Annotated in this window: 16 protein-coding genes; 10 read left to right on the top strand and 6 right to left on the bottom strand. The window is 48.2% G+C overall.

The features are described from left to right. The first annotated feature begins 32 nt into the window (after positions 1–32). The 5 genes from LHUE1_RS00515 (at position 33) to LHUE1_RS00495 (ending at position 6,288) form a co-directional block, all read left to right on the top strand. Positions 33–725, top strand: a complete 693-nt coding sequence (locus LHUE1_RS00515) for a YveK family protein (RefSeq protein ID WP_025013850.1) — start codon at positions 33–35, stop codon at positions 723–725. A gap of 62 nt (positions 726–787) precedes the next feature. Continuing rightward, positions 788–1,423, top strand: a complete 636-nt coding sequence (locus LHUE1_RS00510; protein ID WP_049170208.1) for a CpsD/CapB family tyrosine-protein kinase — start codon at positions 788–790, stop codon at positions 1,421–1,423. A gap of 81 nt (positions 1,424–1,504) precedes the next feature. Continuing rightward, positions 1,505–2,554 carry an EpsG family protein gene (locus tag LHUE1_RS00505; RefSeq protein WP_277848152.1) on the top strand — a complete coding sequence of 350 codons (1,050 nt, stop codon included), beginning with the start codon at positions 1,505–1,507 and terminating at the stop codon, positions 2,552–2,554. 293 nt (positions 2,555–2,847) lie between these two features. Beyond that, a complete protein-coding gene (locus LHUE1_RS00500; RefSeq protein WP_049170212.1) occupies positions 2,848–5,172 on the top strand; it encodes an LTA synthase family protein in 2,325 nt (774 codons plus the stop codon). A 135-nt stretch (positions 5,173–5,307) separates the two neighbouring features. After that, positions 5,308–6,288, top strand: a complete 981-nt coding sequence (locus tag LHUE1_RS00495) for a polysaccharide deacetylase family protein (protein WP_049170214.1) — start codon at positions 5,308–5,310, stop codon at positions 6,286–6,288. Between the two features lie 127 nt (positions 6,289–6,415). On the opposite strand, the gene hflX is transcribed toward LHUE1_RS00495, so the two are convergent. The 3 genes from hflX to LHUE1_RS00480 form a co-directional block, all read right to left on the bottom strand. Then, complete coding sequence (gene hflX / locus LHUE1_RS00490) at positions 6,416–7,711, bottom strand: GTPase HflX (protein ID WP_049170216.1); 1,296 nt, start codon at positions 7,709–7,711, stop codon at positions 6,416–6,418. Positions 7,712–7,905: 194 nt separating this feature from the next. Next, positions 7,906–8,787, bottom strand: a complete 882-nt coding sequence (locus tag LHUE1_RS00485) for a diacylglycerol/lipid kinase family protein (protein ID WP_049170218.1) — start codon at positions 8,785–8,787, stop codon at positions 7,906–7,908. Positions 8,788–9,069: 282 nt separating this feature from the next. Next, a complete protein-coding gene (locus LHUE1_RS00480) occupies positions 9,070–10,740 on the bottom strand; it encodes an APC family permease (protein WP_025013441.1) in 1,671 nt (556 codons plus the stop codon). Between the two features lie 300 nt (positions 10,741–11,040). Here LHUE1_RS00480 and LHUE1_RS00475 point away from each other — a divergent pair, with 300 nt between their 5' ends. The 3 genes from LHUE1_RS00475 (at position 11,041) to rhaD (ending at position 15,134) form a co-directional block, all read left to right on the top strand. Further along, on the top strand, positions 11,041–11,802 hold the full coding sequence (locus LHUE1_RS00475) for an ABC transporter ATP-binding protein (protein WP_277848151.1): 762 nt from the start codon (positions 11,041–11,043) through the stop codon (positions 11,800–11,802). A gap of 12 nt (positions 11,803–11,814) precedes the next feature. Next, entirely contained in the window at positions 11,815–13,623 is a 1,809-nt protein-coding gene (locus LHUE1_RS00470; RefSeq protein ID WP_049170220.1) for an FtsX-like permease family protein, read from the top strand. A gap of 617 nt (positions 13,624–14,240) precedes the next feature. Next, a complete protein-coding gene (gene rhaD, locus LHUE1_RS00465; RefSeq protein WP_277848150.1) occupies positions 14,241–15,134 on the top strand; it encodes a rhamnulose-1-phosphate aldolase in 894 nt (297 codons plus the stop codon). A gap of 349 nt (positions 15,135–15,483) precedes the next feature. Here the strand turns inward: rhaD and LHUE1_RS00460 are convergent, their stop codons facing one another. Then, on the bottom strand, positions 15,484–16,149 hold the full coding sequence (locus LHUE1_RS00460) for a histidine phosphatase family protein (protein WP_010491473.1): 666 nt from the start codon (positions 16,147–16,149) through the stop codon (positions 15,484–15,486). A 160-nt stretch (positions 16,150–16,309) separates the two neighbouring features. Here LHUE1_RS00460 and hemH point away from each other — a divergent pair, with 160 nt between their 5' ends. Both hemH and LHUE1_RS00450 read left to right on the top strand, forming a co-directional pair. Beyond that, the gene (gene hemH / locus LHUE1_RS00455; protein ID WP_049170998.1) at positions 16,310–17,278 is read left to right on the top strand and encodes a ferrochelatase; all 969 of its coding nucleotides are present in this window, start codon (positions 16,310–16,312) and stop codon (positions 17,276–17,278) included. After that, the gene (locus LHUE1_RS00450; RefSeq protein ID WP_277848149.1) at positions 17,265–18,617 is read left to right on the top strand and encodes an Nramp family divalent metal transporter; all 1,353 of its coding nucleotides are present in this window, start codon (positions 17,265–17,267) and stop codon (positions 18,615–18,617) included. The genes hemH and LHUE1_RS00450 overlap by 14 nt, the downstream gene beginning before the upstream one ends. A gap of 100 nt (positions 18,618–18,717) precedes the next feature. On the opposite strand, the gene LHUE1_RS00445 is transcribed toward LHUE1_RS00450, so the two are convergent. Beyond that, on the bottom strand, positions 18,718–19,179 hold the full coding sequence (locus tag LHUE1_RS00445; RefSeq protein ID WP_087912450.1) for a phage tail protein: 462 nt from the start codon (positions 19,177–19,179) through the stop codon (positions 18,718–18,720). Positions 19,180–19,235: 56 nt separating this feature from the next. Continuing rightward, a complete protein-coding gene (locus tag LHUE1_RS00440; RefSeq protein WP_025013446.1) occupies positions 19,236–20,141 on the bottom strand; it encodes a proline-specific peptidase family protein in 906 nt (301 codons plus the stop codon). Positions 20,142–20,372: the final 231 nt, after the last annotated feature.

The following is a 20,372-nucleotide window of genomic DNA, read 5'->3' as shown; positions in this document are numbered from 1 at the left end:
TGATCAAGAAATGAGTTTATGATGGAGGAATCATGGATAACTTATTGAGTATGAAAGAACTAATGGTTTCGCTTCGCAAGAATTGGTGGCTGGCACTTTGCACCTTATTGGTGGGTGCTGTGTTAGCTGGTGCTTTTGCTTTTGGAATGATGAAGCCTTCCTATTCGTCGACGGCGCTAACCGTCATCAATCAGCAAAAAAACAACACCGAGTCCCTTAGCCAGATGCTGAACCAGAATCAATATGATTCGGAGCTGCTGGCCACTGGCAAATCCCTTTTTAAAACAGCTGCAGTTTTTGATGAGGCCTCAACGCAGCTAGCACAAAAAGACCATCTCAATATCACAAGTGGTGATCTTCAAAAGCAGGTTAAAGTTGACAATGAAGACAATTCTAGAGCCTTCTCAATTCATGCAACATCTAAACATGCCAAGGATGCTGCTTTGATCGCAAATGAAGTTGCAGCTGCTTTTCAAAAGACAGTCGGTACGATCACCAACCACACGGACACGGTGACCATTTTGGCAAAGGCGACGCCGAGTGATGTGGCAGCCGGTACGAAACCGGTTGTTTTGGTTGTGATTGGCGCAATAATCGGCTTTTTGGTTGGGTTAGCCTGGATTGTTCTCAGAGAAATCAAACAGGCAACGATCAAGACTAAAGAAACGCTTGTACAGGTCGCCAAAGCACCTGTTCTCGGGGTTATTTCTGCTAAGAAACTGTAAGCTTTGCAGTCGTTGATATTGCTATGTTGACTTGAGCACATCCAATTTTGAAGGAGTTTTCCATGACAAACGAACTTGCACATCAATTTGTTAGTGATACATCCGTTTCTAGTCAGGAGTTTCGGACGCTTAGAAACAACCTGTCATTACAGACGAGTCGTCACGATGTCTCTGTTTTGCTGATCACCTCTGCCACTGCTGGTGAAGGTAAGTCCTATGTTGCGGCGAATCTTGCTGCTAGTTTTGCAGTGGAAGGGAAGCGGACGTTGCTGGTTGAAGGTAATCTGCATCGCCCAATTTTGGCAGCGGTTTTTGATCTTCAGCCTAATAAAGGTCTTTCATCCTTGGTAGGCGCAGACGCCGCATCAGTTAAAGCTGATGATTTGATTATAGAAACCAAGATTCAAAAGTTAACGGTTGCACCTGCAGGCGAATCCCTTGCCGATCCGGCAACGTTGTTGGCTGGTTCAGCATTCAAAGCATTCCTTGATCAAGTTAAAGATAGATTTGATGTCGTCTTGATTGATGGGCCGGCGATGGCAGATGCGAGTGAAGCAGGACTTATTGCGGAACTTGCTAATGGCGTGGTAGTTGTTGCGAAGGCTGATGGACCATCGAAGCGTGATGTCGCGCAAACGATCGCACAGGTTCGACAACTACCGGCAGCCTTAATCGGGACTGTGTTGAATCAGGCCTAGTGTCGAAACTTGGAAGAGAAACGGCTTCACCGCCGAAACTATGAGACGCTGGGTGCATAAAGGCAATAGGAGAATGATGTTGTGGCTTTTTATTTAGGTCTCTTTGCAATTATGATCATTTTCATGCTACTCGGACGTGTCACAATGTCGTCTGTCTGGGCATGGCTAGGTGTTATAATGCTCGCGCTGGTTGCCGGATTACGCTATGAAACCGGTAACGATTTTTTGCCATACAAGACCATTTATGCAGGTGATTATTCGGCAGGGCAGGTTGAACCTGGATTTTTGCTTTTACGAAATATTTTTAACGGATTGCATGCCCCTTTTTGGCTTTTTTTACTGGCATGGGCAACAGTGACCTTAGTGCTGTTTTATTTCTTTGCAAGGGAATATTTCCGTCCGGCAATCATTCCGATTGCTTACTACATGAGCCGCTTTTTCTTCATGCGGGATATGGGACAGATTCGGGCTTCGCTTGTCTGCGTGACCTGTATGCTGGCATTAAAGTTTGTATATGACGAGAAGCCGCTTCCTTTTGTACTGATTGTTGGCTTGTCGGCTACGATCCATATTTCAGCGTTGTTCTTCTTGTTAATTTACCCATTCTGGTTACTGTTCCGTAAAATCAACTTTAAATGGGTGATCGGATTCTTAGCCCTTGGTGCAGCTGTGGGCTTCGTTGCACCTAAGATTCTGAGTGTCATTATTGTCCACACGTTACCGAGATATGCACCTTATGTGACAAACGCGAGTTATCTCTCGTCGGGTTTATTTGATCCGGTGACGCTCATGCAGGTATTGATCTGCGTCACAGGATTCTATATCTTAAAGCGTGGTATGATTGCGGATACCTTAATTGGCGGAAGCGCTAAGTTTAAATTCTTGATGATTGTATACTTATTTGCCACCCTGACGCTGTTGTCACTTTCGCAGTTATCAACCATTGGGGGCCGTCTGTCGACTATTGGTACAACGACCGAGACGATTGTGCTGCCAACGATTGTGTTTTCGATTATGCCAAAACGGACGCGGACTTTGGCGATGGTTGGTGTGTGCGGTGTGATCTTCGTCCTCATTTTCTTAATCAGTGGGGCCTATAAGACGTTTATTCCTTACCAGATGGCGTTTTAGTGGCTTATCAGAAACGGTTGCCTTTAAGAAAGGTAATCGTTTTTTTGTGTTTTCAGAAATAATATTTTAGATAGCGGAGCGCCCGAGGTTTTCTGTGTGTCTGAACGTTTTGTCGTTTTTGGATAAGTCAGGTGGGCCAAGATATCGGCATCATGTGACAGCTTTAAGAGTTGCAGTACCTTTTGCAAGATGAACATGATATGATTATTTTCATATACTGTCTACGCTTCTTTTATAAACTTATTTATAAAGGCCGTTGGGGGACGGCCGTCTTTTATGGGAGGTTCTGTTAAGTGATTGATCTGGATACGCGTTTCAATCGATTGAATGTTAAAACTGCGATGCTTACCTTTTACTTGCGCTATAAGCCGTGGCGATTCTGGATTGTCTTTCCCATACTAATCACTAGGTTGCTTTTTTGGTTGCATCGGTTAGACGAACTGGATTATCAGGTCAAATACTGGCGCTATTTCATAAATGAACCATTGCCGGAAAAAAAGTGGCGACAATTTGGCCGACGTTTAAGCAACCGCAGTCGACGTCGTGTCAAAGCTACTACTTTTATTGTTGCTGATGTGCCGGTATTCATGTTGAATTGGCTAGTACCAGATTCACGCATCGTCGGTTTGGATATTGATGAGAAAGGCTTACGCTTACCAAAAGCCCGAACGCTCAGTGCTAAAATAGCTTTTTTACAGCCGGAATCGTTAGTGGTGTCGCCGCGTTTTTTTAAAACGTTCGTGCATCATACTTCGTTTGAAAATATAACCCGAATCTATGCAAATCAGCATTTCTTTTCCAGCTTTAAAGGCTTCAACCGCTATCAAACTGTTCTGTTTTTAAGAAACGTGGTGGCTTTGTTTGCTATGGCAACCTTCACTGCTGTGGTCACGATTTATATGGCTTCAGCCGCCTATAACCTCGATCTCACTAATGTTGTCTTTAAGAGCCTGCGTTTAATTTTATTAAACATTCTGCCTATTTTTGTTTTCATGCTGATAGGATATTTGCTATTTAATCGCGTAACAATCGCAATTCTTGTGGGGCAGGTTCTAGCGATCGTCGTTGCGCTCGTTAACTATTTTATGTTGCAATATCGCGATTATCCATTTGAGTATTCGGATATTTCGTTGGCGTCAGAGGCTAGTAACATGGGTTCAAGATACAGCTATATTCCACCCGTCAAATACTTTTTGGTTATAGCTGTTTTGTTGATTCTGGCAGTGATTGTAGGTCGTTTTTTGAAAACAACAACGCTTCGCTGGTGGGTTCGCCTGCTAACGCTGGGGTTGGTGTTTATAAGCTCCGTATTTATGATGAATCATTATTATCTAGTCGATGATTACTACACTTTAGCTAACAACGATCCTTGGGGGCCAGACGCCGATCGGTATGTCGTCAATGGTTATATGTTCTCGTTCATTCATTCGGTCAAAAATGACTGGGTGATTGTGCCAGAAGGTTATAATGCCGCCACTGCAAAGAAGGCATTGAGCGCTTATCAGTACCAAGATATCCCTGCAGATAAACGGCTCAATGTGATTACGATTCAGTTGGAAGCTTTTCAAGATTTTTCAAAATGGTCAGATTTGGAAATTGATCCCTCTGTTTATGCTGGACTTCATCAGGTGGCCTCTGAAGGAATGGCAGGTCAATTAACAACAACCATCTTTGGTGGTGGCACTGTTGATACTGAACGTAAGGTATTGACCGGTTTTTCTGAACTAAGCCCAATCAATGGCATGACCAATTCTTTTGTTCAGTATTTTAATGAACAAAAATATGTCACTAGATTTATGCATCCTGGTGACGCATGGTTCTACAACCGGCAGAATATCGACCGCTATCTAGGCTTTCAAAAGACATTGTTCAGGGATAACTACTATGACCAACATGTTGCTGACGTCGATGTTGTTCCTGACACGAAGGTTTTCAATGATCTGGTCAAACAACTGAAAAAGGTGAATGCGAGTGGTAAGCAGTTCTTCAATCAAACTGTGACCATGCAAAATCATGGCCCGTATTCAACTGAGTTCGATGGTGATCCTTTGTTGCCGTGGAAGAAAGGGTACAACAAAGACGATTATGCCATCATCAACAATTATCTAACCGGCGTTAAAGAGACATCGGATGCACTTCTAAAGCTGACAAATAAACTTGATCGGTTAAATCAACCCGTGGTTCTGGCATTTTGGGGAGATCACAATCCGTGGGGTGGCGACCAAAATTCGACTTACAAAATGCTTGGCATTAATCTAAAGCAATCCACCCAAGAGGGCTATGAGAATTACTACAACACGCCTTATGTGATGTGGGCCAATGAAGCTGCAAAGAAAATAATGGCGAAAGACTTTTCGGGCACTGGTCCAACCATCAGTCCAATGTACGTATTGCCCGAAATCTTTACTCATGCTGGGTGGAAGGGTTCGCAGTACATGCAGGTTTTGCAGAATCTTGAGGGACAGGTTCCGGTATTTGGTCAGAAGAATCATTATATGATCAATGGCAAGCTGACTACTAAGCCAGGGAAAAGCCAGAAACAGGCTATTAAAAAGTTCGAGGATATTCAATACTACATGAAGTCGAATTATATGATGAATCAGAAGCAGCTCAAGTGATTTTTGGCTAAACTCGCGGTTAAAGTGAAAATCCGATGACCTCACTATTAAAATCAAGCCTTCCGCTACCCCGTACCCCCAACCTTCATGGTAAACTCAAAACCGGATATCGTTTAAAAGATAGGCGGGGTAAACATGAAAAGCAGCTTCAAATGGCAGTGGTGGTTGGTCGTTCTCGGTTTGACTTTAATTTTGGCGGGGGCGCTTTCCGTTAAGTCATTGGTGGACCGGCATGCAGCTGAGGCGCGGGCACGCCAGGCGAGTCATGAACGTGCTGTGGCTGACAGCATCAGCACATCTAAAGCGCAAGCATCGTCTCGGCGGGCATCTTCAAGCAGAAAGCGAAGAGCAGCGGAACAAGCTGAACGAGAACAAGCTTCAGCTGAATTGCCGTCAAACATCGGTCAAGCCCACATTCCTGCCGCCACCGCCTACGCCTATCCCGTCGCCGAAGTTAAAAAAGAAATGACGGCACCTTATACCAGCAACATCAAGAAGAAAGTGGTGTTTTTAACCTTCGATGATGGCCCGAACACGGTCAATTCGCCGCAGGTTCTGAATATTCTTAATCAAGCAGGTGTTCATGCCACATTCTTTGTGGTAGGTCGTCAGCTTTCGCCTGAGACGGCACCGGTGTTGAAGGCAGAATATGATGCCGGCAATAGTATCGGGTTGCACAGCATGACGCACAATTACAATTTGCTTTATCCGGGACGAACCGGCGCCGCTTCGGTTATTGAGAATGAGGCCAAAACGGAGCAGGCAGCGGTGAAGCAGGTGTTAGGCGCTGATTTTGAGACGCATCTGTGGCGTTATCCTGGTGGCCATTTTAGCTGGAAAGGACTGGCGGCAGCTGATACTGGTTTGACGCAACTGGGGCTTGATTGGGTTGATTGGAACGCGGCGGTCGGCGATGCGTTGAGTCCGGCGCAGGAGCCGAAAACGGAAGATGCGATGTTGCAATACCATTTGCGGTCGTTAGCGGTTTATCCGACCAGTAACGTGCGGGTCGTGTTGATGCATGATGCTATCGGGAAGGATATGACTGTGAAGACGTTACCGAGGATTATTGATTATTACCGCAGTAACGGGTATGAGTTTGGCATTTTGTCATAATCTTTGGCATTCTGCAAATGATCCGTACGAAAGCATCAAATCGACTAAAAAGAACCTCGCTAAGCCGCTTGAGACATTCAAGCAGCGATAGCGAGGCTCTTTTCATATTCGATTTAACTCAGGTGCTTCAAACTTCTTCCTTAACCGCAAACTTAGCCAGCTTACCTTTCTGAACCGGATTGACGACCGCGGTGATGCGGGTGCCGTCTTCCGTGTAGTCGGTGGCTTTAACCACAGTTTCTTGATTCAGATAGTTGACGAGTTGCCCTTGATCGAATGGGATCAGGTACGTGTGTTCTTCATCTTGGCCAAATAAATCAGCTTTGATAAGTTGCGTGAGTGCCTGAAGCGAGCGCTTGTCACGGGCCGAGTAGATGAGGCGTTGGCCGGTGGCTTCCGGATACCGCGTGCCTTCACGTAGATCGGCTTTGTTGTAAGCTTCGATCATCGGGATGTTGTGGATGCCCACTTCCTTGAGGGTTTTCTCGGTGATGGCCATCATTTCTGGATAGTTCTCGTCGGAGTAGTCGACAACCTGAATGAGCAGGTCGGCGTTGGCGGCTTCTGCCAAGGTGGCTTTGAAGCTGTCAATCAGGTTGTGTGGCAGTTTGGAGACGAAGCCGACAGTGTCGCTGAGCAGGAACTTGCGATTGTCTGGCAAGGTGATTTGCCGCACGCTGGTGTCCAGCGTTGCAAATAGCATGTCCTTTTCAAAGACCTGTTTGTCTTCCGGACGATCGGCGAAGAGTTGCAGGAGTCCGTTCATCGTGGTGCTTTTGCCGGCATTGGTGTAGCCAACCAAGGCGACCACTGGAATTGCATTGTCTTCGCGCCGGGCGCGGCGAACCTGATCGCCAACGCTGGCTTCTTTGAGTTCCTGACGCAGGTGGCTAATGCGCTTATTGAGCACTCGGCGATCGAGTTCAAGTTGCGTTTCGCCGGAGCCACGAGTTGCAAAACCGGCACCGCCGCCGACCTGCTGATCGAGACGATTAGCGCTGGGATGCAGTCGTGGCAAGGCGTATTGCAGTTGCGCAATTTCGACTTGCGTTTTGGCTGCTTTACTACGCGCCCGATCAGCAAAAATATCGAGAATCAGCTGCGTGCGGTCGATGACGTGCAATTTGGTTTGCTTCTCAAGGTTGCGCAGTTGCGATGGTGAGAGTTCATCGTTAATGACCACTGTGGTGGCGTCACGAACATTGGCGAGCTCGCGGATTTCTTCGACTTTGCCGGAGCCAAAATAGGTAGCGGCAACGGCCCGATCAAGGTTTTGCCGGACCTCGCCGACAACCGTATAGTTATCAGCCTTGGCCAATTCACCGAGTTCGGTCATGGTGTAATCGAAATCGGCTTGCTGGCGGGAAATGCCTGCGATCAAAACATTCTCAGATGTTACTTCATTGGATATTTGTTCAGTCATAAATTCCTTTCATAGATCCGGGCGTCATCGCCGCGGATCGGTGCTAACGGATCATCAGTCATGGTGCAACCTTGCGTAACCGCATGGCGATTCACCCCTTTCATTTGAATAAGACTAGTGTAACACGCGGTATTTTAGCTGGCGAGCGAATTGCGTTGTGAAAAGTTTTGTTTGCAGTTATACGCGTCGTTCGTTTATTTAAGTGGCGGCGCCAGCACCTGAATATGATCGGCAATTACGGCCAGCTTCAGCGGGGTCTTCGCACTCGGATCGCCATCGACTCTGCTTTGCAGGGTTTTAGGTGCCTGAATCGTGAGCTGTTCAGTCTTAAAATAGGTCATGCCCGGCAGTTTCTGAAAGTTGCCGGTGATGAAGTAAGGGATTGCTAGCAGCGAACGCCACCAAGCCAGTTTAGGCGCGATGAAGACATGTAGATGGCCGTCATCAGGCGTCGCATCCGGAACGGCATTGGTGAAACCACCAACTGAATTGGTCATGGTCACCAGCAGAAATTGGGTGTCCTTTTTCCATTGGTGATGGGCGGTGTCTAGTTGCAACTGCCAGTGCTGGTGCTGCGCCAGAACTTTAAAGCCTTTTAGTAAGTAGATGATGGGACCGAAGTGGCGTTTTTCTTTTTGCGTGACTGACAGCGCGGCATTGGCCAAAACGCCAAGCGTCAGCGTACTGACCATGTAGCGATCATTGACTTGCGCGATGTCAAGCGGCTGGGGTTTGGCTTCGAGGATGTTCTTGATAGCGAGGGGTAATAGTAAGGGGATGTGCAGCACCTTGGCCAGGTTGTTGACGGTTCCTTCTGGCAAAATGCCTAGGATTGGCGGTTGTTGTCGTGGCGCTAGGCCGGCGACGACTTGATTAATCGTGCCATCGCCGCCAACTGCAACAACAACATCCGAGTGTGCCCGGGCAGCAAACTCACGCGCATCATCGGCATTTTTTGTGGGCTTCATCGTGACCAGCCGCTGGCGATCTTCGAGTTTTGCTTTGAGCACTTCTGCCGCTGTTGGGCCCTTTGCGTGACCTGAAGCGGGATTATAAATGATCGTGTAGCTAAGCATAGCAGCCTCCTACTTATCAAGACATGTGACGATTGTTAAAAGAAATGGCATCATCACAAATTAAAAACAATATCGCTCTTTACTATTAATCTTATCACGCCGCGACAGTGATCACCGTGTTGACAGCTAAATCAGTGGAAACCATCATAACAGCGAGCAAGCCTTGCTGCCCCAAATGTCTGACCGGCAAGCAATCAGATTAAAAAACTCCGAAGATACGGAATTGTCTCCGGAGCATGATTTTTTAAAGTTGTTTGCACTTAAAAAGGTCAGCAAGCAGTTTTACGCTTCGTCGTCCGGTGTTGCCAACAGTTGATGCCGTCCGTTTGCGGTGACTTTGATCACCACAGCAGCAATGGCCAGATCAACAGCAATAATAATGGCCCACTGAATGACCGGCGTTAAGTGGTTAAGCAAGTTGACATGCATGCCATAGGTCGCGGCGGCAATCAGCCCAACCAGACTAAGCGCCGTAAAGACGAGCCAGGTATTGCGACTGAAGGCAAGGCCACTGACGGCATTACGCTGACGCTTGGCAATCCACGGCATCAAGACGCCGAGCGCCACCATCCCGATTGGCACCACAATGTTCAGCACCAGCATCAAGGCAAAAGTATCAGCCGTCGCATCGGTCGGGAAGAAGCCGAGTGTGCCGAGCAGAAAAGTAATGCCAAGCATCCAGATACCGACAACCAAGCCGACTTTACGATTTTTGAGGAACGTATAATCCGGCGTCGGGAAGCGATCCTGATGCAGGCGAACCATCGTGTAGGACCAGAATAGGAAGCACGTCGACAAGGGACTCACAATGCCATTGAGGTTCAATAACCAGTTGAAAATATCGTTGATTTTCGGCAGCAAAGCGCCCAACGCCATGATTAACGCGCAGAGAATTGTCGTCATCCAATAGCCGTTGATCGGCAAGCCGTCTTCGTTCATTTTGGTCAACTGCCGCGGCATGAAGCGTTTGGCAACGTCAGATAGGAAGACGCGCGTAGAAGCATCTAGAATCACCGCCAGTTGGGCGAGCATATAAATGCCTTGAACCACGGCGAAAAGATACATGAGACTGTTGCCGAGGCCGAATTGACGACCGATCGCCTGAAACGCATAGTAGGAACCGTTCATTTTCAAATCATTCGGCAGATGATGGGCGTTGAAGTAGACCCCTAGTGAGAAGGTGCCGAATAAGGTCAGAAACATGGTCATAATGGCAATCATTTTCAGTGCTTTGGGGAAGTCACGCGCGGGATGGCGCATGTCCTTGGTGTAAGGCGCGGCGAGTTCCGAACCGTTCATGGCAAACACGAACAGGCCAAAAGTCGACAGGAAACTCAGCGAGAAGAAGTCTTTGGGGATGAAGGCCTTGAAGTCAAACGGGCGGGTGGCGATCGGCGCACCCTTGGACAGGCCGATAAACGTCATCACCACAAACAAAATGGTCATGATAAACATGGCACCGCCGCCAATGGTCGACATAATTTCAAGACTTTTATTTTTAAAGAAGTGCTGGAGCCAGATAAAGATCACGAAGATAACTGCGGTGAGGATGCCGAACCATGCGTTGCCGAGATTAGCTTGAATATTGCCGTTGCCATTGGTGATCCAGCCAAATGAGATGACGACGGAATTGGCGACGTCCACCACGTAAGGCAGGCCGGTAATCCAGTAGAACCACGCGGCGTAGTAGCCAACCGTATCGCCATTGGTCTCGCGCATCCAGCTGGTGATTCCGCCGCCGTGTTCGGAAAAAGTCGATCCCATGTGCGCCACGATCAGGTTGTACGGGATAACATAAAAGAAGGTCATGATGATCCAGCTCGTGAAGGCGACTAAGCCTTGATTCTGGAAGTTGTAGATGATGTCGTCGAACCCGATCACGGTCACAAAATCCATGAGGCCGACAACCATCCAGGGAATATATTGTTTCTGCGGTTTTTCTAAATCGTTCATATAAAACAAACTCCTTTACTAGGTTGAGTGCGGAACTAACTGCGAACCTAGACCCGGAGCTTTGTTGCGAAATTTTCCCACGACGAACCAACTTTCATAAGTATTTTCATGAATCAATAGTGATTATAGCAAGGATTCGGGGCATTTTGGTGGAAAAAGTAAAGAAAAGCTAATGGAACTAACAAACCCGTTAGTTTTCAAAGGCCAACTGTTAGGGCATGGACAGGAGAAATTGATTAATAACTACTATTATTAAATTAATCAAGCAAGCGCCGTGACTTGGCGAATGGAGGGTTCATCATGGCTAAACAACAACCAATTGTCACCGTTGAAAATGTGACCAAGACTTATGGTAAACGCGGGGAGAAGCAGACCCCCGCGTTAAAAGGGGTCAGTTTTGAAGTTGAACCGGGAGAATTTGTCGGTATTATGGGCGCTTCCGGCTCGGGGAAAACCACCCTATTAAATATTTTGAGTACGCTCGACACCCCGACATCCGGTTCCGTGCGGATTAAAGGGGATGACGTGACCAAGCTTAAAGGGAACGCACTGTCTGACTTTCGCGCGAAACGCATCGGCTTCATTTTCCAGGACTTCAACTTGCTGGAGAATCTGACCGGCCGGGAAAACATCGCGTTGCCGTTGGCGTTGCAGAACGTGAGCGCCAAGAAGCAGGGGGAAGCGGTGGATAAAATTGCGCAGACGTTGGGCATTGAACCGGTGTTGGATCATTACCCGACCGAGCTTTCCGGTGGTCAAAAGCAGCGGGTCGCGGCAGCGCGGGCATTGGTTCAGCAGCCCGATATTCTATTTGGTGATGAGCCGACTGGAGCGCTCGATTCCACCGCGGCCCGCGAATTGCTGGATACCATGGCCCATTTGAATCAGGATGAAGGCGTGTCGATTTTGCTGGTGACGCACGATCCGTTCTCGGCTAGTTATGCCAGTCGGATTTTGTTTATTAAAGACGGGCAGATCGGCTCTGAACTGAAACATGGGGACAAAAGTCAAGAAGCCTTTTATCAGGAGATTCTTGAGACACTCGGAACATTCCAGAAGTAGGAGGCGAAAATGATGTTAACAAAGCTCGCGCTTGGCGGTTTAAAGAACCGTTTTCGCGATTATGCGGTGCTATTCTCTGGCTTGGTGATTGCCAGTGCTGTGTTTTATATGTTCATGGCATTAGCCACCAACACCAGCTTTTTGACGAAAAATTCTCCGATCGCCTTTACGCCATTTATCTTTGGGTTCGGAGCGATTTTACTGGCGATCATTACGCTGGTTTATATCGTGTATGCCAATAGCTTCTTGCTCAGTATGCGGCAGCGTGATTACGCCATGTTTATGATGCTGGGAGCAAAGGGGCGCAAGATCGGTCAGCTCGTTTTTCTTGAAACCGTTGTGATCGGTTTACTCGCCACAGTTGCCGGTATTGCGATTGGGATGGTTGGCACGACCTTTATCGGCCAGTGGTTAATCAAAACGTTACATGCCCCGGCCACCGGTTTTTCCGCAATTTGGGTGCCGGCAATTTTATGGACGCTGGGCTTCTTTATTATTCTGTTTATTTTCTCGGCCATCTACAATGCCGGAAAATTGTTGAAAACGCCGATGATGGCACTGTTACATCAAGCCCAGACACCTAATCGGATTAAGCAGCGCAAGGCTAGCTTTGTCATCCAGATTGTACTCGGGTTGGTGCTGCTGGCGATCGGTTACTATAGCATGGCTAACATTGCCGTTTTCCAGTTAATGGCGATTCCGATAGCGCTAGTAACGATCGTGGCGGGGACTTATTTCTTGTTTAATTCCGTGTTTGTGGCGTTGATTAGTCTCATGAAACGCAACAAGAAATTCGCAGCTAAGCAGTTGCATACCTTCACGTTATCGCAACTGAGTTTTCGAATTCGTGATTATACCCGGATTCTATCGGTCGTGTCGATTTTGTTCGCGTTGGCGTTAGGCGCGATTACGGTCGGACTTGGTTTTACCCATGACATTCCGATGTTGGTCAATCAAACCACGGTTTACGATGTGACGGTGACATCACCGAACGCCGCAACCCGCGCGGAGGTCAATAAGTTACAAGGTGTCACCGCCAAACATCAGTACACGCTCAAGTCGGATGCCAAAACGGTTTACATCAGCAAAGCGGCGATTGATGCCCATCCGTTGGAAATCAAAGCGAATGACAAAGGACTCAACGCGCCTGCCATCAAAATTACCAGCCGCAACTTCGATCGGGTTATCGAGCGTTACCCAACTGCTTTTGGCGTGTTCATCGGCAATAATCGCGGCAAGCAATTAAAAGTGGCAGACGCTGCAACGTTTGCCAAGCTTGGAAATGCACAGACGTTGACGACGATCAAAGTCAAAGATTTTAACCAGAATTATGATACGATTCAAAAAATTGTGACGATGCAGCAGCATCAATATCCGCGGCTTGGCGATAGTAACACCGATCAAAAGATTGCCTTCTACGACATTATCAATGGCATGTATTCTGGGCTTGCGTTCATGGGCTTCTTCCTAGGCATTGCGTTCTTGGCAATGCTGGCGTCCACGCTCATGTTCAAAATCTTGTCTGGCGCCAATTATGATCAAAGTCGCTATCTTATGCTGCAAAAAATCGGCGCCCGTCCGCAAGCACTACGCCGTTCCATTCGCCAGGAAATCGGCGCACTATTCCTGCTGCCGGGACTGGTCGGCATTGTGCACGTTTTATTCGGTCTCCAGATGTTTAAGACCTTGCTAAGTCAGCCTTACGCGAATTTGTTAGTCCCGTTTGGCTTATTCATCGTCTTGTACGGTCTTTATTATTTGGCAACTGTCTGGATCTATCAGAGCATTGTCATTAACAAGGATCTGGCGGCTAAAGCGTAAGCAGGGTTGTGACATAATTTAATATTAAAGACAAACGTACTTTTCAAAGATGGTGTGATTACTTTTATTTCTGCGTAGAATTTTGTTAGGCATATTAAGTTCTTAGTGCCAAAGCGGAGCAATCGTAGGCCAGATGGGGCTCAGTGGTGAGATTGTACTAGCCGGGCGATCTTCCCGGCGTAGTACAAGGCCGAGCTTAGAGCCTCTGCCGGTTTTGCAGAGGCTCTAAGTCGTGCCCACCACTCTAGCTTCGCGGTCGCCAGCCCACAGCTGGCCGGAGATTGCGGAGTTTGGCACGGCATGGAACTTATTGCCTAAGCCTTTCATCTTTTATAATCATCCGAACCAGCCTCCGTTGACATCACAATATAGCCTCCCGATATGTATATCTGTTCCGTTTTGGCTATTTTGATGCGTACATTTGGTCTGGTCGAGCGCTTACATTGCTTCGTAAAATAGGGGTTGTAAGAAAGATAAAGAACAAATCAAACCGAGAGCGCTACTGATTCAGTGCAGTTGACCGTTTCTGACAAGGGTCGAAGCGAATCATCTGTTTATTTGTCACTGTTTTCATAAGCAATCGGGGCGATGACCATAAGGAAAGAAGGAACGTTTTCATGGCAGATTCAAAAAAGGATTTCTTGAATCCCGAATATACGCAGGCGTTTATTGATTCACCATTTGTTCAACAAATGCAAAAGGTGACCTGGAACCTTTATCAACATGGCTGGGACGAGCGTAACGGCGGCAATGTCAGCTATCGGTTGACTGAACAGGAAGTTAGTCAGTATGGTGATGTGCATGAAGTTAAGCGCAACATCCCGATCAAATTCGATGCCAGCGAATTGGCCGGCCAATACTTCTTGGTAACCGGCACTGGCCGTTATTTCAAGAATCTTAAGGATTTCCCGGAACGTGACACAGGGCTTGTTCGCATCGCCGAAGACGGCCACAGTGTTGACTTACTGTGGGGCTTTTCTGACGGCGGCCAGCCAACCAGTGAGTTCCCGGCACATTTGATGACTCACATCCAGCGGCTCAAGAAGGATCCTAACCAGCGCGTTGTCATGCATTGCCATCCAACCAACACGATTGCCATGACCTTCACGTTGCCATGGAAAGAGAAACTCTTCAGCCGGATCTTCTGGAAGATGCAGGCTGAATCAATTGTTGTCTTCCCTGAAGGTGTCGGCGTTTTGCCATACATGACCCCAGGCACGAATGAAATCGGTCAGGCAACCGCTGAAAAAATGGGCACCTACCGCATCGTGCTCTGGCCACTTCACGGCATCTTCGGCGCAGGCGACTCCATTGATGAAACCTATGGCTTGATCGAAACCGTTGAAAAGGCCGCGACCATCTACACCGCCATTCAGGCGCAAGGTGGCAAGTTCGTCAACGAAATTACCGATGAAAATCTGGAACAGTTGGCACAGCGCTTTGACTTAACCCCGAATCCGGAATTCATCCACGGCGATTCATTAATCAAGGAAAAGGAATTGGTACACTAGTCGTAACTAGTATGTTTGCCAGTTGAACAGTAAAAGACCACGCAACCAAGTTTTGGCGTTGCGTGGTCTTTTTTGATACTAAAAGGCAAAGAGGAACCATGAATTTCGTGCCGTTATAATACTTAGTGATTTTTTTATCCTAGTGCCAAGGCGGAGCAATCGGAGGCCAGATGGGGCTCAGCTGTGAAATTGTTGTTGGTGGGGCGTTTTTTGCCCCGCCTAAAACAAGGCCGAGCTTTGAGACTCAGCCGGGTTTGCTGAGGCTCAAAGTCGTGCTCACCACTCTAGCTTCGCGGTCGCCAGCCCCGATCTGGACGGAGATTGCGGAGTTTGGCACGGCAAGAAACAATCAAGCCTCAAACTCGTTATAACTCAAGATTTTAATCCCCGTGTCGGTCAGCAGAATCTTGCTAATCGACCCATTACGCGGCGAATCGGTGACCACAAAGCCATCATTTTTGCCGAACTTATCGACAATGCTGCGGATGGTGGTGCCGTGGCTGACCATGAGCACCTTGTCGCCTTCTTTGTTTTCAGACCGCAACTGGCGGAAGCCTTTCATAAGTCGGGTCCAGTAAGTCCGCGCGTCTTCGGCTTCATGGAATGGATCGGCATCGTGCATGAAGTCCTTTGAGGCATCGACGCCATATTGTTCCAGAATCTCCGGATACGTTTTTGCCCCATGCGGAAAGCCGACCATGTACCAAGTCTGACCGGAATCCTCGCCTTCAAAATAGCCATAAAACTGCTCCCGGAAAAATGGCGTGACTGTCAGCGGAATCTTGCCGGTTACATTCTTGCTTAAAATCAAATCAGCTGTTCGCGTTGCCCGCATCGTGTCACTGCAATAAGCATGGGTGAACGCGACATTGCGCAAAATAATACCAGTGTTAGTGCCGTCTTTGACCCCGTTTTCGGTCAGTGGTGAATCGCACCAACCTTGCATTTTATTGAAATGATTGAACCATGTTTGGCCGTGACGCACCAGATAAACGGTAATACCCTTCGTAGCCATCCTGCTGCCTCCTCGAAAGTTTACTTCTAAAGATAGTTTAGCATAGAAACACGAGGAGGTTAGCTTTGAACGAATGGTTATAGGCAAGAAAACGCCCTCAGAAGAACGCGCACTGTGTTATTCTTAATTTATGATTTTGACGCATGATGGGGGCAGTAAAATGGCAACAGGGTTGTTAATTGTAAATCTGGGTTCGCCGGTTTCGCCGAGTACGCGGGATGTGCGCCGGTATTTGCAGGAATTCTTAAGTGATCAGAATGTCATCACGATGCCTAAAATGTTGTGGCAACCGATTTTACGCGGTTTCATTCTGCCTTTTCGCAGTTGGCGATCAGCGACCTTTTATCAGCATGAATGGACCAAAGCCGGGTCACCGCTGATTGCTTATACCCAGGTGACACGCGATCGTTTGCGAAAGAAGTTGCCGGATTGGGATGTTCAAATGGCGATGACTTATGGCGGTGAATACCCCATTGGCGAGACGTTGCAGAATATGGCGGCGCGCGGGGATCATCCGATTGTGGTCATTCCGTTGTTTCCCGAGTATACGCAAAGCACGACGAAGACCATTTTAGACAAAGTGGCAGCGTCCGGGGTTAAGACGCTGGTCATTGATCAATTCTATGATCAGCCGGCTTATTTGCAATTGCTGGCGAAACAGCTAGACGACGCCTACAGCCAAGATGACTATGACACCGTGATCCTGAGTTACCACGGGATTCCAACATCCATGGTGCGCCACGGTGATCCTTATCAGCAAGCCTGTGAAGCCACGACTGCAGGCGTTAAACGCTATTTAAAGAAAGTACCACAGGAGAAGGTCGAAATGTGTTACCAGTCCAAATTTGGCCCGGTCCCGTGGTTAAAACCTTATTTGCGCAACCGTTTGATGGCGTTAGCGGCGTTGGGCAAGCGGCGGGTACTGGTGACCACGCCGAGCTTTGTGGCAGATTGTCTGGAGACCCTAGAAGAAAATGACGTTCAAAACTACCAGACATTTCGGGCTAATGGCGGCAAAGTCTTTAAATCAGTGCGACCGATGAATGGGTGTGCACCGTTTTGTGATTTACTGGCATCGCTTGCAAAGGAAAAAGTTGCAGCGGAGGCCCAAGACGATGAAACAAGATGACCGACTGCGGGCGCAACAGGCCAAGCGCAGTCTAGATGACATTAATCGCAGTGTGCAGGTGCCGGGCGTTTACGAAACTTCTTTTTTCCAAAAGTTTCTGGCTTATAGCGGTCCCGGTGCGCTGGTAGCGGTTGGCTACATGGATCCGGGGAACTGGCTGACAGCGTTGGAAGGTGGCAGTAAATACCATGATGCGTTGTTGTCAGTGTTGTTGATGACGATTTTAGTTGCGATGTTTATGCAGAGTCTGTCGATCAAGCTCGGGGTTGTCGCGCGGCTGGATCTGGCGCAGGCGATTGCGGCCTTTGTGCCAAAATGGGCGCGCATTTGCCTGTGGTTGATTAATGAAGCGGCGATGATGGCGACGGATATGACCGGCGTTGTGGGCACTGCGATTGCGCTGAAGTTGCTGTTCGGGCTGCCTTTGATGTGGGGGATGTTGCTGACGATTGCCGATGTGCTGGTTGTCTTGTTCTTTTTGCGTTTTGGCATACGGCGCATTGAGCTGATCGTGTTGGCCTCGATTTTGACGGTAGGCATTATTTTCGGCATCGAGGTGCTGCGGGCGCATCCGTCAGTCGGCGGGATCGTTGGTGGTTTTGTACCGCATACGGAGATTTTAACGAATCATGGGATGCTGGTGCTTAGCCTGGGAATTATGGGCGCGACGATTATGCCGCACAATATTTACCTGCATTCCTCGCTAGCGCAAAGTCGCAGGTACGATGAACATATTCCGGCGCAGGTGACCGAGGCACTGCGGTTTGGCAAGTGGGACTCCAACGTGCATCTCGTGGCGGCGTTCTTGATCAATGCGTTGTTGCTGGTGTTAGGTGCAACGCTGTTTTATGGCGTTGGTGGCCACGTGACGGCATTTCAAGGCGTGTATAACGGGCTGAAAAATCCAGCCATTGTCGGCGGTCTTGCCAGCCCGATTATGAGCACTTTGTTCGCGTTTGCCTTACTGATTACCGGATTGATCAGTTCGATCGCCAGCACCTTAGCCGGACAAATTGTGATGGAAGGCTACCTTAACATTCAGATGCCACTGTGGGAACGACGCTTGCTGACGCGGGCAGTGACCTTGATTCCAATCATGATCATCGGCTTCATCATGGGCTTTAGCGAGCATAACTTTGAACAGGTGATTGTCTATGCGCAGGTGGCCTTAAGCATCGCGCTGCCGTTTACGCTTTTTCCCTTAGTCGCCTTAACCGATCGGAGCGATTTGATGGGGGATCACGTCAATTCCCCAGGAGTCCGCTGGGTCGGGTATTTGCTGACTGGGTTGATCACGTTGCTCAATCTGCAACTGATCGTGTCCGTCTTTGTGCCGTGACCCAATTAAAAGCGCTTGCTGTCCAAGCAGCTTGAATTTTCAAGCTACTGGCAGCAAGCGTTTTTTGCATTAAATGGTTGTGAAGCAATTGACGATAAATTCAATAACTGCCTTTAATCACGAAAAAGGAACCGCGAATCGTGCCGGCAAGTTTTGATTTTTGGCGGGCAAACTTGAACTTACCGGCGAGCTCATCGGGAACAGCCATGCCCTCACTGAGTTTGAAGCCGACTGCCCGTTTTTTCGGGTCCGTTAACGAATACATGACATTAACAACAAGTCCGTCTTGATAATAGGCTTCGACCCAGCGCATGTCGGGCAATGCCAAGTCGCAGATTTCCAGCGGCTTGGCCGCAAAAGTCAACGCCCGTTCGGCTAAAATCGTTTGCAGCCAAGCAAGACTGTCCGGCCTGGCTGCAATCGGATACGTCACATAAGGCACTTTGAATTTGTTCCAAATGTAGCGCGCTTCATTGGCACGTAAACCAGCCAGCGATTGGGCGACAGGCGAACTTTCGAGGCCAGTCGTACTGACGGTTTTAAAATCAACGGTATAGGCCATCAGAAAGCTCCTTTATATAAAAAGCGGTGCCGCAGATGGCAAACCGCTTTTTACAACTAGTCATTGAAAGTGCCGTTTTCAACATCGGAAATGAACTGCTTTAGGTGCTTAAAGTAAACAGGCGCATTGTCGATCATGTGATGGTGACCGCCATTAGGAGTGGTGACCAAACGCGCATGCGGAATGACTTCGGCCATGCGTTGCGCGGCTTTTAGCGGCATGGTTTCGTGTTCGCCAAATGTCAGCAGCGTCGGTACCTTGATGTTGTGGATTTGGTCGCTGATGTCCCAGTCTTTCAGCTTGCCGGTGACAACGAATTCGTTATCGCCTTGGAAAGCGTTATAAACGGGTGTCGCCATGGTGCTAATTAAATGGGAAATAGCAGGCGGCTGCTTGCGATCAACGTACCCTCGGTTGAGGACATCGACATATTTTTGATATTGCGGATCATCCCATTTGCCGGCTTTTTCGATTTTCTTCATGTATTTAACGGCTGAAGGTGGCAATGCCTCTTCGCGGACCAAGTTGATGTGCTCCACGTACTCATTGATGTTATCCACCATGGATGAAATGATGGCACCTTTAAGATGTTGGCCATATTTCAGCGCATACAATTGGGTCAACGCGCCGCCCCAGCTTTGACCGATTAAGTAAAAATGGTCCAAGCCCAGCTTCTTGCGCACTTCTTCGACTTCACCCAAGAAATAATCCGTGGTGAGGTACTTTTTGGCAATTTCCGGATCAGAATAGTCAGGCTGATCCGAATAAAACGATCCGAGCTGATCGTACATGTGCACTTGAACACCGAGATCAGCGAGCTCTTCGCCAAAATTCTCCCAGTATTCGTGAGTGCCACCAGGGCCGCCATGCAGGCACAGCAGATGAATATCGCCTTCACCTTGCGTGTTGGTCCACAGGTGGTAGCCGTTGTCTAAGGTCAGGATCGTTGTTCCTTGTTTCATTTGATCACCTTTTTTTCTTAGAATAATCTCATTGTACCACGTCAGGAAGCGAAAGCCTGATTGAAAATGATCGCAGGGGAGGTTAAAACTTAGGCTAAAAGTTCTGTGCCGTGCCAAACTCCGCAATCTCCGGCCAGCTGAGGGATGGCGACCGCGAAGCTAGAGTGGTGGGCACGACTTAGAGCCTCTGCAAAACCGGCAGAGGCTCTAAGCTCGGCCTTGTACTACGCC

Source organism: Lacticaseibacillus huelsenbergensis (assembly GCF_029726355.1).
GTDB lineage: Bacteria > Bacillota > Bacilli > Lactobacillales > Lactobacillaceae > Lacticaseibacillus > Lacticaseibacillus casei.
Note: the sequence above shows the minus strand (reverse complement) of the source record. Positions and strands in the feature narration are given on the sequence as shown.